We start from the raw sequence: 13026 nt of genomic DNA, 5'->3' as shown, positions 1-13026 counted from the left end.
GTGGCCGCGGCATCGGCGCGGTCACGACGACGGTGCGGTCACGAAGATGTCGAACAGCGCGGGGGTGTGGGCGTGCACCAGCACCATGAAGACCACCGCGTCGAACAGCAGGTGGACGACGAGGACGTACGTGAGCGACTTGGTCCGGCTGAACGTCCAGCCCTGGACCAGGGCGAACGGGATCGTCAGCAGCGGCCCCCACTCCCGGTACCCGAGCTCCCAGAGGAAGGACACGAACACCGTCGCCTGCAGCAGGTTGGCGACCGGCACGGAGAAGTGCCGCCGCAGCAGCGCGAAGACGGTGCACACGAAGAACAGCTCGTCCCACGTGCCCACCGCGTTGACCCCGACGAACAGGCGCGCGATCTCGCCGGGCTCCGTGACGGTGGGCCAGTTCTGGTACGCGCCCGACGACAGGAAGTAGAAGGGCAGCAGCAGGTAGCCGGCTCCGACGACCACGACGAGGTAGGACCACTGCAGCCGCGTCCAGCGTTGCCCCGTCCGCCACGGGAAGCGGATCACGCGGTCGCCCCGCACGAAGGTGGACAGCACGTACGGCACCAGCACCGCGAGCGAGAGGGCGGCGGTGAACCGCAGCATCGCCGCGTCGGACAGGTCCGCGGCGAGGGGGATGGTGCTGACGATCGCGATGCCGGTCGCGACCAGCAGCAGGTCCTTGCCGAGCACCCGGTCCACCGCCAGGCCGAGCAGCACGCCCGCGACGAGCGGGACGTAGGCGAGCGGGCGCACGTGCACCGCGAACATCAGGACGGCCGCACCGCAGACCAACGCGGCGGCCACGAGCCGGCCGGCGGAGACCACAGGGCTGCGCACCCGCGTCACCTCGGTCTGCTCCAGCATCCGCCCACCCTGACATGCCGCGCCGACACCGGCGCACCGAGGCCGGCCGCCCGGGTGTGCCAGCGGTGTGGTGCGGCAGCGGTGTGGTGTGGCAGGGGCGTGGTGCGGCGCGTGTCGGCGGGGTGGGGCACCATGGACGGGCGCACCCGGGGCGGGTGCGTCATCGACCCTGAGGAGACCTGTGATGTCCGCTGCCCTGCCCGAGGTGTCCGGCTCGTTCGGCGAGAAGCCGACCCTGACGTTCCCCGACGCGGCTCCGTCCGGCGAGCTCGAGGTCCTGGTCCTGAGCCGCGGCGACGGCGAGCTGGTCGAGGCCGGCGACGACATCGAGGTGCACTACCTCGGCCAGTCGTGGCAGGGCGGGGTCTTCGACAACTCGTACGACCGTCGCTCCTCGATCAACTTCCCGATCGGCGTCGGCGCGGTCATCGCCGGCTGGGACGAGGGGCTGGTCGGCCAGCAGGTCGGCTCGCGCGTGCTGCTGTCGATCCCGTCGCACCTGGGCTACGGCGACCGCGGCGTCCCGCAGGCCGGGATCAAGGGCGGCGACACCCTCGTGTTCGTCGTCGACGTCGTCGGGACCAAGCGCTGAGCGTCCCGCGGGGCTCCGTGCCCGCATCGATGACGCCGGCCGAGCGATGACGCCCGCGTACCGATGACGGCCACGTACCGATGACGGCTACCCACCGATGACAGCCGTCGGCCCCGGGGTCGCGATCACCTACTGCACGCAGTGCCGCTGGCTGCCGCGCGCCTCCTGGTACGCCCAGGAGCTGCTCACCACGTTCCACCGTGAGCTGGCGGAGGTCGCGCTGCGTCCCGGGACCGGCGGCGTCTTCGTCGTCGAGGCGTGGCCGGTGCGGCGGGCGGCGACGACGAGGCGGCGCCCGGACGCGTCGTCGTGTGGGACCGGGCGCGCGACGGCGGGTTCCCCGACGTGGTGGAGCTCAAGCGCCGGATCCGCGACGTCGTCGCGCCGGACAAGCCGCTCGGGCACGCCGACCGCCTCGCCGAGACCGACGGGACGGGTGACTAGCACCGCGACCAGGCACCTCGCCGTCCGTTCTGCCGCAATTGGACGGTTGTCCCACGCCGCGTGGACACGCGCACCGGGGCAACCGTCGACGACCTAGCGTCGGGCTCGGCCGGAGCACAACGGGGTGCGACGGTCCGCCGACTCTCTCCTCGAGGCCATGGCGACACCGCGAGCCCGGTCCCGCAGGGCCGGGCTCGCGTCATGCCTAGGCGCCGGTCGGCAGGGGGCAGGAGACACCCGTGCCGCCGAGGCCGCAGTAGCCGCCCGGGTTCTTGTCCAGGTACTGCTGGTGGTAGTCCTCGGCGTAGAAGAACGTGCCCGCCTCGTCGGCCGTCCGCACCTCGGTGGTGATGGCGCCGTACCCCGCGGCGGTCAAGCGCGGCTGGTACGCCTCGCGCGTGGTGCGCGCGGCCTCGGCCTGCTCGGGGCTCGTCGTGAACACCGCGGAGCGGTACTGCGTGCCGACGTCGTTGCCCTGGCGGTAGCCCTGCGTGGGGTCGTGCGACTCCCAGAACTTCTGCAGGACGTCGGTGTGGCTGACCACGGTCGGGTCGTAGGCGACCAGGACCGTCTCGGTGTGCCCGGTCATCCCGGTGCACACCTCCTGGTAGCTCGGGAACGGCGTGAACCCGCCCTGGTACCCGACGGCGGTGGTCACCACGCCCGGCAGCTGCCAGAAGGCGCGCTCGGCTCCCCAGAAGCACCCCATCGCCACGTAGAGCGTCGCGGTGCCCTCCGGCCACGGACCCTGCAGCGGCGTCCCGAGCACGGTGTGGGTGGCCGGGATCTCGTAGCGGTAGCCGTCGCGGCCGGACAGCGCGCGCTCGGGCGAGACCATCGTCGAGCGCAGCGCCGAGCCGAACAGCGATCCGAAGTTCGTCATGATGCGTCCTCTCCGGGGGCGGCGGGCCGGTGGAGACCGGTCCCTCCCGACCGCGGTGCCGCGGCGGGTCTCGCCCTCCGACGCGATCAACCGTCGCGCGCGTGCGCGTGTTCCCGACGCGCGCGAGGGCGAGGCGGGGCGGGAGAGGAGCGCCGCGACCTGGACCGTGGTCCGGCTCCACGTGGACAGCGGGTTCCGCGCGCGGCGCGGGAGCCCTACCGTCAGACCCAGCCGGTCGCTGCCGCGCGGCTCGTCGCCCGCGGCCTGCCGGCGGCAGAGCCACGTGACGCCGTGCGGGGTCGGGGGAACCCGTGCGGCCGGCGGGTGGGCGGCGGCGGGGGGAACGGCGCCGCCCACCCGGTGGACATAACCTGAGCAGCATGACGCCCACGCGTGAGCCGGCCCCGGCCGCCCAGCAGCAGACCGCACCGGTCACCAGCGCCGGACCGCCCGAGCCGGCCGCGGCCGCGGGCCAGGGGGGCACGGTGGGGACGGACCCGGCGCAGGCCGTGCCGATCTCGGTGCGCCGCGCCGCCGAGTGGTCCTGGCGGCTCATCCTGATCGCCGTCGCGACGGTCGTGGTCGTCGCGCTGATCGCCTACCTCAAGCTCGTCGTGGTGCCGGTGGCGGTCGCGCTGCTGCTGGCTGTGCTGCTGCACCCCGTCGTGACGTTCCTGCACGGGCGCGCCCGGCTCGGGAAGGCGGCGGCGGCCGGCATCGCGGTGGTCGGGATGGTCGTGCTCGTCGTGGGCCTGCTGGTCCTGGCCGGACGCTCGGTGGTCGTCGGCATGGCGGACCTGTGGGACCAGGCGCAGCAGGGCATCGACCAGGTGATGACCTGGCTCGCGGAGGGCCCGCTGCAGCTGTCGACCGACAACCTGCAGGGCTGGATCGACCAGGCGCAGGAGGCGGCCTCGGCCAACAGCTCGACCATCGCCGCGGGCGCGCTGCACGCCACGGTGACGATCGGGCACGTCCTGGCGGGCGCCGTGATCGCGCTGTTCTGCACGTTCTTCTTCCTGCTCGACGGCCGCTCGATCTGGTCCTGGGTCGTCGGCCTGCTGCCGCGGGGCTCGCGCGAGCACGTGCACCAGGCCGGCCGGCGCGGGCTCGTCACCCTGGGCGCCTACACCCGCACGCAGATCCTCGTGGCGGCGGTGGACGCGACCGGCATCGGCGTGGGCGCGGCGATCCTGCAGGTGCCGCTCGCCTTCCCGCTCGCCATCCTGGTGTTCCTCGGGTCGTTCATCCCGATCGTCGGTGCGGTGGTCACCGGGGCCGTCGCGGTGCTCGTCGCGCTCGTCGCGCACGGACCGGTGGTCGCGCTGATCATGCTCGCGGTCGTCCTGGGGGTCCAGCAGCTCGAGGGGCACGTGCTGCAGCCGTTCCTCATGGGTCACGCGGTCTCGCTGCACCCGGTCGCGGTGCTGCTGGGCGTGGCGGCGGGCTCGTTCATGGCGGGGATCCTCGGCGCGCTGTTCGCGGTGCCGGTCATCGCCGTGCTCAACACCGTGATCCTGTACCTGCACGGGCACGACAAGTTCCCCCAGCTCGGTCACGACGACCACGTGGCGCTCCGCGGCCGCGGCCATCCCGTGCTCGACCGGGCGATCGCGCAGATGGCCGAGCAGGAGGTCGAGCGTGCCGCGACCGGGGACCAGGTCGACCTCGGCGAGGAGCCGGCCACGGGCGCGGAGACGGGGGCCGCCACGGACCTCGACGACGCGGGTGGCGGCGAGCCGGGCGCCCGCGACGGCCGGCGCGGGGGCGACGACGAGGCCGGCACCCTGCGGTGACCACGATCGACGACGTGCGTCGTGCCGCGGCGCTGCTCGACGGCGTGGCCGAGCGCACCCCGGTGGAGACCAGCCGCGCCCTCTCGGAGATCGCGGGCGTCCCCGTGCTCCTCAAGTGCGAGAACCTGCAGCGCGCTGGCTCGTTCAAGATCCGCGGCGCGTACACCCGGATGTCCGGTCTGTCGGACGACGAGAAGGCGCACGGCGTGGTGGCCGCGAGCGCGGGCAACCACGCGCAGGGCGTCGCCCTCGCGGCACGGCTGCTCGGCCTCGACGCAGTGGTCTTCATGCCCGTGGACGCCGCGCTGCCCAAGATCGCGGCGACGCGCGAGTACGGCGCGCGCGTCGAGCTCGCGGGCACCAGCGTCGACGAGGCGCTGCAGCACGCCCGGCAGTACGCCGCCCGCACCGGCGCGGCGCTCATCCACCCGTTCGACCACCCCGACGTGCTCGCGGGGCAGGGGACGGTCGGCCTCGAGATCGTCGAGCAGGTGCCGGACGTGGCGACGGTGATCGTGCCTGTGGGCGGCGGCGGTCTGGCGGCCGGCGTGGTCACCGCGCTCGCGGCCCTGCGGCCGGACGTCCGGGTGGTCGGCGTCCAGGCCGCGCACGCCGCGGCGTACCCGGCCTCGCTCGCGGCCGGTCGGCCGCAGCGCGCGCCGGAGCTGCGCACCATGGCCGACGGGATCGCGATCGGGCTGCCCGGCGACGTGCCGTTCGACGTCCTCGCCCGCGCGGGCACGGAGATCCGCACGGTCTCGGAGGAGGACCTGTCCCGCGCGCTCCTGCTGGTGGCCGAGCGGGCGAAGCTGCTCGTGGAGCCCTCGGGGGCCGCGGCCGTCGCCGCCCTGATGGCGGCTCCGGGCGAGTTCGAGGGCCCGGTCGTGGCGATCCTGTCCGGCGGCAACATCGACCCGCAGGTGCTGCTGCGCGTGGTGCGGCACGGGCTCGCGTCGGCGGGCCGGTTCCTGTGGCTGCACCTGCGCATCGCCGACCGGCCGGGCGCGCTGGCGGACCTGCTGCGCGACCTCGCGGCCACCGGCTCCAACGTCATGCACGTGTCGCACGTGCGCACGCAGGGCGAGCTCGCGGTCGACGAGGTCGCGATCGAGGTGCAGGTCGAGACCAAGGGTCCCGACCACTGCGCCAGCGTGCTCGCCACGCTGCGCGGCCAGGGCTACCGGCTCACCGACTGACGGGGTGCGCGCGCGTCGGCCCACCGTCCCGGACGACCCGCCGTGCCGGACGACCCGCCGTGCTCGACGACCTGCCCTGCCGGACGACCCGCCGTGCCGGAGACGAGCCGGAGACGACGGGAGGGGCGCCGACGCGGTCGTCGGCGCCCCTCCCGGGGTGGTGCGGGGTGCGGCGCTCAGCCCTGGAAGGGCTTCGCGTCGACGATCTTGACCGTGATCTCGCGGCCGTTGGGCGCCTCGTAGCTCACGGTCTCGCCGACCGAGCGGCCGTTGATCGACGCGCCGAGCGGCGACGTCGGGGAGAACACCTGGATGTCCGTGGTGCCGGCCATCTCGCGCGAGCCGAGCAGGAACCGCTCCTCGTCGCCCGCGACCAGCGCGGTCACGACCATCCCCGGCTCGACGACCCCGTCGTCGGGGGGCGTGCCGATCTGGACGTTGCGCAGCTTGGCCTCGAGCTCGCGGATGCGCGCCTCGTTCTTGCCCTGCTCCTCGCGGGCCGCGTGGTAGCCGCCGTTCTCCTTGAGGTCGCCCTCGTCGCGCGCCGCGGAGATGCGCTGCGTGATCTCCTCACGCCGGGGACCCTTGAGCTCCTCGAGCTCGGCGCTGAGGCGGTCGTAGGCCTCCTGCGTCAGCCATGTGGCCGCAGTCGTGTCGGTCACGATCGCTCCTTCCTTGCCTTCGTCGTCCTGGGCAGCCGGAGACCCGCGACCGCGGTGGGACCGCAGGCGGGACCGGTGCGTCGGGGGTGTCGCCGTCCGGTCGCGTGTCGACCGTGGGCTGGGGGCCGGCCGCGTGAGTTCAGCTGACGTCAGCATGGTCACGCGGGCGGCGCAGCAGCCGGGGCGGCGTGCGAAACGCCCAGGATAGCAAGCGTGCCCGCTCAGCCCTCGGCGAGCTCGCACGTGTCGACGGTGGCGGACACCGCGAGCTCCGCGGTGGGCACCGTCACGGTCACCCGCTGGGTGCGGGCGCCGGGGCCGATCTCGACCTCCTGGACGCCGACCTCGGCGTAGGACTGGGACAGCCCCTGGACGCGGCACACCGCGGTCGCCTCGGGGTCCTTGGTGACCTCGAACGTGACGTCCATGGACCCCGCGTCGTGCACCGAGAAGCCGACGTCCTTCCACTGCACCGGGTCGCGCAGCGCGCCGGTGGCGAGGAACGCCACGACGACGAGCCCGACGAGCACCGCGCCGCCGACGACGAGCACGCGCGCCCACCGGGAGCCACGTCCCGGCTCCGGGCCGTAGCGGCCGGGCGGGAGCGCCGGTGAGCTGCTCGTCACGCTGTCCTCCAGGGGCTCGGGGCGGCCGCGCGCCGGACCCGGCGGGTCGACGCCGGCAGGCACGCGCCGCCTGCGGCGGTCGTAGGGGATCATTGTCCCGTGCCCGAGGAGACTGCCGTGCCATCGACCGCCCACCCCACCGCCGGAGCGGCCCACGAGCCCCTCCGCCTGATGGCGGTCCACGCCCACCCGGACGACGAGTCCAGCAAGGGCGCCGCCACCACGGCGCGCTACGCCGCCGAGGGCGTCGAGGTGCTCGTCGTGACGTGCACGGGCGGCGAGCGCGGCGACGTGCTCAACGCCGCGTACGGCGCCGTGGAGGGCGGGATCGAGGGCATGCGCGCGGTCCGGCGCGTGGAGATGGCGGAGGCGGCCGCGGCGCTGGGCGTGCGCCAGCACTGGCTCGGCTTCGTCGACTCCGGCCTGCCGGAGGGCGACCCGCTGCCGCCGCTGCCCGAGGGCTGCTTCGCGCTGGTGCCGCTCGAGGAGGCGACCGCGCCGCTCGTCGAGATCGTCCGCGAGTTCCGGCCGCACGTCATGACGACGTACGACCCGACGGGCGGCTACCCGCACCCCGACCACGTGATGTGCCACCGCGTCTCGGTCGAGGCGTTCGCCGCCGCGGGTGACCCCGAGCGCTATCGCGGGCGCGGCGAGCCGTGGACCCCGCTCAAGCTCTACTACAACCACGGCTTCTCGCTCGCGCGGCTGCGCGCGGTCCACGAGGCGATCCTCGAGGCCGGCGGCGAGTCGCCGTTCGGCGACTGGATCGAGTCGCGCCAGGCGCGGGAGATCCCCGAGCGCGAGGTGACGACCCGGATCGAGTGCGCCGCGTACTTCGACCAGCGGGACGCGGCGCTGCGGGCGCACGCGACCCAGATCGACCCCGCCGGCTTCTTCTTCGCGGTGCCGCGGGAGGTCGAGGTCGAGAGGTGGTCGACCGAGGAGTACGAGCTCGCCGAGTCGCGCGTGCGCACCGCGCTGCCGGAGGACGACCTGTTCGCGGGCGTCCGCGAGGCCCTGCGGTGACCGGGCTGCTCGCCGCGCTGGCGGCTGCCCCGGCGCCCAGCCCGAGCCCGAGCGTGACGCCCGCCGGCGGCGGGTCGCCGGGGTTCCTGGGCTTCGTGTTCACGTTCGGGCTGGCGATCGCCGCCGCCGGGATCTTCCTGTCGCTCACGCGGCACCTGCGGATCGTCGACCGGCGCGCGCGCGAGCAGGCGGAGCAGGACGACGAGGGCGGCCAGTCGGCCCCCGGCCCGGCCGGTCCCGCGGCGCCGGAAGCACGCCCGACCGGCGCACCCGCCTGGGGCACGCCCCCGGCTTCCCCCGCCGACGACGAGCCCGACGAGCCGCGTCCGTGAGGCCGGTGCGGTCCTGGTGAGCGCGCCGCAGCCCCCGCGCCGGCCCGCGGTCCGGGTGACGCTCGGGCAGGTCGCCGCGACCGACGACCACGCCGCCAACCGGGAGGCCGCGCGCGACGCGCTCGACGTCGCGGGCGGGGTGCACGCCGACCTGCTCGTGCTGCCCGAGTACGCCTCGGCGTTCCACCGCGCGGGCGTGGGCCGCGAGCACGCGCAACCGCTCGGCGGCCCCTTCGTGACCGCGCTGCGCGAGCGGGCCGCCGCCACGGGCACCGCGGTGCTGGCCGGCACGACCCTGCCCGGCACGGACGCCGACCCGCGCGCGGTGAACGCCGTCGTCGCGGTGGACGGGGCGGGCGCGCTCGTCGGGACGTACCGGAAGGTGCACCTGTACGACGCGTTCGGCACCCGCGAGTCCGACCGGCTGCAGCCCGGACCGGCGGACGCCCCGCCGCTGGTGCTGGACGTCGCCGGACTGCGGTTCGGCGTGCTGACCTGCTACGACCTGCGCTTCCCCGAGTCCGCGCGGCGGCTGGTGGACGCGGGTGCGGAGGTGCTCGTCGTGCCGGCCGCGTGGGCCGACGGCCCGCTCAAGGCGATGCACTGGCGGACGCTCGCGATCGCGCGCGCGATCGAGAACACGTGCGCGGTGGTGGCGGTCGGGATGGCGGGCAAAGGCGTGGTCGGACGGTCGCTCGTCGTGGGACCGGACGGCGTGGTCGGCCTGGAGCTGGGGCCGGACCCGGCGTTGCGCACGGTGGACCTCGACCCGGAGGAGCTGCGCGAGGTGCGGGTGGGCAACCCGTCGCTCGCGAACCGGCGGTACGCGGTGGTCCCCGTCTGACGGGACGCCCGCGCCGCGGTCACGCCGAGGCGTAGCTCGCGATCGACACCGCGACGTAGTGGCACGTGAAGCCCACGACCGTGAGCGCGTGGAAGATCTCGTGGAACCCGAACCAGCGCGGGCTGGGGTTGGGCCGCTTGATGCCGTAGACGACCGCGCCGAGCGTGTACGCGAGCCCGCCGGCGATGACGAGCCACATGATCGCCGGGCCGCCCGAGCGGTAGAACTGCGGCAGGAACGCGACCGCGACCCAGCCGAGCGCCACGTAGATGGGCACGTAGAGCCACCGCGGCGCACCGAGCCAGAACACGCGCGCCAGCAGCCCGAGCAGCGCGCCGGACCACACCACGACGAGGAGCGTGCGCGCGGTGCTCGTCGGGAGCAGGAGCACCGCGAGCGGCGTGTAGGTGCCCGCGATGATGAGGAAGATGTTGGTGTGGTCGAGGCGGCGCAGCACGCCCGCGACGCGCGGCGACCAGTGCCCGCGGTGGTAGACCGCGCTGGTGCCGAACAGCATCACGGCGGACAGCCCGAACACCGCGGTGGACCACGTGGCGGCGGGCGTGGGGGAGAGCACGACGAGCACGATGGACGCCGCGAGGACGAACGGGGCGACGCCGGCGTGGATCCAGCCGCGCAGGTGCGGCTTGACCGCGTCGGTGACCTGCTCCACGGCGCGCGCGACCGGTCCGGACGGCTCAGGGGCGAGCGGGTCCGAGGTGGCCGGGTCCGGGGTCGCGGTCATGGGTCCTCGTGTTCGCTCGTCGTAACCTACGTCTCCGTAGGTTACGCGGGCGTAGGTAGTGCTGTCGACCGGCCTTCACGAGACTGCCACGCCACGGGTCCGCGGACCCCGCCACGACGTCACGTCCGACGAGTACGGTGGGCGCGGTCGCCGCCCGACCACAGCCCGACACCCGCCCGAGGACCAGCCCGAGGAGTGCCCGCGTGCGCATGCCCCACCTGCTCTACGGGCTGTACGAGCGCCGGCTCGCCGCGTCGCTGCCGGCCGACCGTGCACCGCGGCACGTGGGGGTCATCCTGGACGGCAACCGCCGGTGGGCGCGGTCGATCGGCAAGTCGGCCGCGACGGGGCACCAGCGCGGGGCGGACAAGATCGCCGAGCTGCTCGGGTGGAGCGAGGACGTCGGCGTCGAGGTCGTCACGTTGTGGATGCTCTCCACGGACAACCTCCAGCGGCCGCCCGAGGAGCTCGCGGACCTGCTCGCGATCATCGAGGACGCCGTGCGCGACCTGGCCGCGACCCGGCGCTGGCGGCTGCAGGCGGTGGGCTCGCTCGAGCTGCTCCCGGAGCGCACCGCGGCGGCCCTGCGCGCGGCCGAGGCGGCGACGCGCGACGTCGTCGGGCTGCACGTCAACGTGGCCGTGGGCTACGGGGGGCGCCGCGAGATCGCCGACGCCGTGCGCTCCTACCTGCGCGCCGCGTCGGCCGCGGGGGCGAGCCTGGACGAGATGGCGGAGTCGTTCGACGTCGAGCACATCGCCGCGCACCTCTACACCAAGGGCCAGCCGGACCCGGACCTGGTGATCCGCACGTCGGGGGAGCAGCGGCTCGGCGGATTCCTGCTGTGGCAGTCGGCGCACTCGGAGTTCTACTTCTGCGAGGCCTACTGGCCCGACTTCCGCCGCGTCGACTTCCTGCGCGCGGTCCGCGCCTACGCCGCCCGCGAACGCCGCCTAGGCCGCTGACCCCACCCCACCCCACCCCCGCCCCCACCCCACCCCCAACCTCACCCTCACCCCCAACCCCACCTCAACCGCCGAGCGCGGACGTTGCGGGTCGAACGCGGACGGTCAGCGTCCGCGGTGGGCCGCGAGCGTCCGCGCTCGCGGACGGGGCGGGCGCGGACGCGGGTCGAATGCGGACGGTCAGCGTCCGCGGTGGGCCGCGAGTGTCCGCGCTCGCGGACGGGGCGGGCGCGGACGCGGGTCGAATGCGGACGGTCAGCGTCCGCGGTGGGCCGCGAGCGTCCGCGCTCGCGGACGGGGCTGGCGCGGGGGTGGTGCGGGACGGGCAGGGCGTGGGTGGGGTGCGGGGCGAACACCGGGAGGGGCGCAGGTGAACATCGCGTTTCGGCGGGGCGTGTTGCGCGTCACACGCCCGCGGTGGGGTTAGCGTCCGGGGCAGAGGACGGCACCCGTCGTCCCCGGGAGGCCAGCCCATGGAGCATCCGCTCCGGGAGGAGGGCCGGCCCCGGTCCTGCTCCGCAGGGCCCGGCCGCCCCCGTCCCGCCGCCGAACGCCGGCAGCACGTCCCGCACCGGGACGCCGGCAGGAGGCGCCTTCTGCGGCGCACGTAGCGCCGGAGGGAGCAGGCCGTGGTCAGCAGCGCAGCTCAGCAGGGAACGTCCGCCTCGACCGACCCGTCGTCGCCCGACGAGGGCCGCAGGACGCACGTGCTCGACACCTCGGTCCTGCTGTCCGACCCGCGGGCGATCTACCGCTTCGCGGAGCACGACGTCGTCCTCCCGGTCGTGGTGATCTCGGAGCTCGAGGCCAAGCGGCACCACGCGGAGCTCGGCTACTTCGCCCGCTCCGCGCTGCGGATGCTGGACGACCTGCGGATCCAGCACGGCGGGCTCGACCAGGCGATCCCGCTCGGGGACCTGGGCGGGACGCTGCGCGTCGAGCTCAACCACACCGACCCGACGGTGCTCCCGGCAGGTTTCCGCCTGGGTGACAACGACACCCGCATCCTCGCGGTCGCGGCGAACCTCGGCGCAGAGGGCCACGACGTCACGGTGGTCTCCAAGGACCTGCCGATGCGGGTCAAGGCCTCGGCGGTCGGGCTGCGTGCCGAGGAGTACCGGCACGAGCTCGCGGTCGAGTCGGGCTGGACGGGCATGGACGCGCTCGACCTGGCCGAGCAGCAGATGGCCCAGCTGTGGGAGCACGAGTCCCTGCCGCTCGCGGACGTCATGCCGGTGGCGGACCTGCGAGGGGCACCGGGTGCGACGACGAGCCCCGGCGACCTGCCGTGCCACACCGGTCTGGTGCTGCACAGCCCGCGCGGCTCGGCGCTCGGCCGGGTCACCGCGGACAAGCACATCAAGCTCGTCCGGGGCGACCAGGACGTGTTCGGCGTGCACGGCCGCAGCGCCGAGCAGCGGATCGCGATCGACCTGCTGCTCGACGAGGAGGTCGGCATCGTCTCGCTGGGCGGGCGCGCGGGCACCGGGAAGTCCGCGCTCGCGCTGTGCGCGGGCCTCGAGGCGGTGCTCGAGCGCCGGCAGCACCGCAAGGTCATGGTGTTCCGGCCGCTGTACGCGGTCGGTGGGCAGGAGCTGGGCTACCTGCCGGGCTCCGAGGCCGAGAAGATGAACCCCTGGGCGCAGGCGGTGTTCGACACGCTCGGCGCGCTGGTGAGCAAGGAGGTCGTCGAGGAGGTCCTGGACCGCGACATCCTCGAGGTCCTGCCGCTCACGCACATCCGCGGCCGCTCGCTGCACGACGCGTACGTGATCGTCGACGAGGCGCAGTCGCTCGAGCGCAACGTCCTGCTCACGGTGCTGTCCCGCATCGGCCAGTCGTCGCGCGTCGTGCTCACGCACGACGTCGCGCAGCGCGACAACCTCCGTGTGGGCCGGCACGACGGCATCGCCGCGGTCATCGAGGCGCTCAAGGGCCACCCGCTGTTCGCCCACGTGACGCTGACCCGCTCGGAGCGCTCGCCCGTCGCCGCGCTGGTCACCGAGCTGCTGGAGGGCATCGAGGCGTGAGGAGCGGTCCGGTGGGCGCTT

14 protein-coding genes and 1 pseudogene are annotated in these 13026 nt (G+C 74.6%); 10 read left to right on the top strand and 5 right to left on the bottom strand.

Annotated elements, in window-relative coordinates; translation table 11 throughout:
• Positions 1–21: 21 nt before the first annotated feature.
• A complete protein-coding gene (locus KIN34_RS00950; RefSeq protein WP_214345853.1) occupies positions 22–861 on the bottom strand; it encodes a CPBP family glutamic-type intramembrane protease in 840 nt (279 codons plus the stop codon).
• Positions 862–1045: 184 nt separating this feature from the next.
• Between KIN34_RS00950 and KIN34_RS00945 the strand changes: the two genes are divergently transcribed.
• The 3 genes and pseudogenes from KIN34_RS00945 to KIN34_RS17225 all read left to right on the top strand — a co-directional run bounded on the left by KIN34_RS00945 (position 1046) and on the right by KIN34_RS17225 (position 1897).
• Entirely contained in the window at positions 1046–1453 is a 408-nt protein-coding gene (locus KIN34_RS00945; RefSeq protein WP_214345852.1) for an FKBP-type peptidyl-prolyl cis-trans isomerase, read from the top strand.
• A 97-nt stretch (positions 1454–1550) separates the two neighbouring features.
• Positions 1551–1652, top strand: a pseudogene (locus KIN34_RS16985) (Rdx family protein); the annotation flags it as partial.
• 59 nt (positions 1653–1711) lie between these two features.
• The gene (locus KIN34_RS17225; RefSeq protein WP_307858025.1) at positions 1712–1897 is read left to right on the top strand and encodes an Rdx family protein; all 186 of its coding nucleotides are present in this window, start codon (positions 1712–1714) and stop codon (positions 1895–1897) included.
• 205 nt (positions 1898–2102) lie between these two features.
• On the opposite strand, the gene msrA is transcribed toward KIN34_RS17225, so the two are convergent.
• Entirely contained in the window at positions 2103–2780 is a 678-nt protein-coding gene (gene msrA, locus KIN34_RS00935) for a peptide-methionine (S)-S-oxide reductase MsrA (protein ID WP_214345851.1), read from the bottom strand.
• A 380-nt stretch (positions 2781–3160) separates the two neighbouring features.
• On the opposite strand from msrA, the gene KIN34_RS00930 reads away from it, so the two are divergent.
• Together KIN34_RS00930 and ilvA are read left to right on the top strand one after the other, a co-directional pair.
• On the top strand, positions 3161–4576 hold the full coding sequence (locus tag KIN34_RS00930) for an AI-2E family transporter (protein ID WP_214345850.1): 1416 nt from the start codon (positions 3161–3163) through the stop codon (positions 4574–4576).
• Complete coding sequence (gene ilvA / locus KIN34_RS00925) at positions 4573–5772, top strand: threonine ammonia-lyase (RefSeq protein WP_214345849.1); 1200 nt, start codon at positions 4573–4575, stop codon at positions 5770–5772. Before KIN34_RS00930 ends, ilvA begins: the two co-directional genes overlap by 4 nt.
• 176 nt (positions 5773–5948) lie before the next feature.
• On the opposite strand, the gene greA is transcribed toward ilvA, so the two are convergent.
• Both greA and KIN34_RS00915 read right to left on the bottom strand, forming a co-directional pair.
• Complete coding sequence (gene greA, locus KIN34_RS00920) at positions 5949–6434, bottom strand: transcription elongation factor GreA (protein WP_214345848.1); 486 nt, start codon at positions 6432–6434, stop codon at positions 5949–5951.
• Between the two features lie 221 nt (positions 6435–6655).
• Positions 6656–7060, bottom strand: coding sequence for a DUF4307 domain-containing protein (locus KIN34_RS00915; protein ID WP_307858024.1), 405 nt, complete (start codon positions 7058–7060; stop codon positions 6656–6658).
• Positions 7061–7231: 171 nt separating this feature from the next.
• Here KIN34_RS00915 and mca point away from each other — a divergent pair, with 171 nt between their 5' ends.
• Genes mca through KIN34_RS00900 form a run of 3 tightly spaced genes read left to right on the top strand, consistent with a single transcriptional unit; the run spans position 7232 to position 9265 of the window.
• Positions 7232–8089, top strand: coding sequence for a mycothiol conjugate amidase Mca (mca, locus tag KIN34_RS00910; RefSeq protein WP_214351608.1), 858 nt, complete (start codon positions 7232–7234; stop codon positions 8087–8089).
• Positions 8086–8421: a hypothetical protein gene (locus tag KIN34_RS00905; RefSeq protein WP_214345846.1), complete on the top strand. Its 336-nt coding sequence runs from the start codon at positions 8086–8088 to the stop codon at positions 8419–8421. The genes mca and KIN34_RS00905 overlap by 4 nt, the downstream gene beginning before the upstream one ends.
• Positions 8422–8437: 16 nt before the next feature.
• A complete protein-coding gene (locus tag KIN34_RS00900; RefSeq protein ID WP_372449512.1) occupies positions 8438–9265 on the top strand; it encodes a carbon-nitrogen hydrolase family protein in 828 nt (275 codons plus the stop codon).
• Between the two features lie 19 nt (positions 9266–9284).
• Here the strand turns inward: KIN34_RS00900 and trhA are convergent, their stop codons facing one another.
• Positions 9285–10010 carry a PAQR family membrane homeostasis protein TrhA gene (gene trhA / locus KIN34_RS00895; protein ID WP_214345845.1) on the bottom strand — a complete coding sequence of 242 codons (726 nt, stop codon included), beginning with the start codon at positions 10008–10010 and terminating at the stop codon, positions 9285–9287.
• 203 nt (positions 10011–10213) lie between these two features.
• Between trhA and KIN34_RS00890 the strand changes: the two genes are divergently transcribed.
• Complete coding sequence (locus tag KIN34_RS00890) at positions 10214–10975, top strand: isoprenyl transferase (RefSeq protein WP_307858023.1); 762 nt, start codon at positions 10214–10216, stop codon at positions 10973–10975.
• Between the two features lie 629 nt (positions 10976–11604).
• A complete protein-coding gene (gene phoH2 / locus KIN34_RS00885) occupies positions 11605–13005 on the top strand; it encodes an RNA 5'-3' helicase PhoH2 (protein WP_214345844.1) in 1401 nt (466 codons plus the stop codon).
• The last annotated feature ends 21 nt before the right edge of the window (positions 13006–13026 follow it).

The sequence above is a fragment of the Cellulomonas fulva genome, from assembly GCF_018531375.1.
GTDB classification, from domain to species: Bacteria; Actinomycetota; Actinomycetes; order Actinomycetales; family Cellulomonadaceae; genus Cellulomonas; species Cellulomonas fulva.
The sequence above is the reverse complement of the archived record's forward strand: the minus strand, read 5'-3'. Positions and strand labels throughout refer to the sequence as shown.

Coding starts and splice junctions, on each gene's coding strand:
- KIN34_RS00950 (WP_214345853.1), bottom strand. CDS start 861: ATGCTGGAGCAGACCGAGGTGACGCGGGTGCGCAGCCCTGTGGTCTCC.
- KIN34_RS00945 (WP_214345852.1), top strand. CDS start 1,046: ATGTCCGCTGCCCTGCCCGAGGTGTCCGGCTCGTTCGGCGAGAAGCCG.
- msrA (WP_214345851.1), bottom strand. CDS start 2,780: ATGACGAACTTCGGATCGCTGTTCGGCTCGGCGCTGCGCTCGACGATG.
- KIN34_RS00930 (WP_214345850.1), top strand. CDS start 3,161: ATGACGCCCACGCGTGAGCCGGCCCCGGCCGCCCAGCAGCAGACCGCA.
- mca (WP_214351608.1), top strand. CDS start 7,232: ATGGCGGTCCACGCCCACCCGGACGACGAGTCCAGCAAGGGCGCCGCC.
- trhA (WP_214345845.1), bottom strand. CDS start 10,010: ATGACCGCGACCCCGGACCCGGCCACCTCGGACCCGCTCGCCCCTGAG.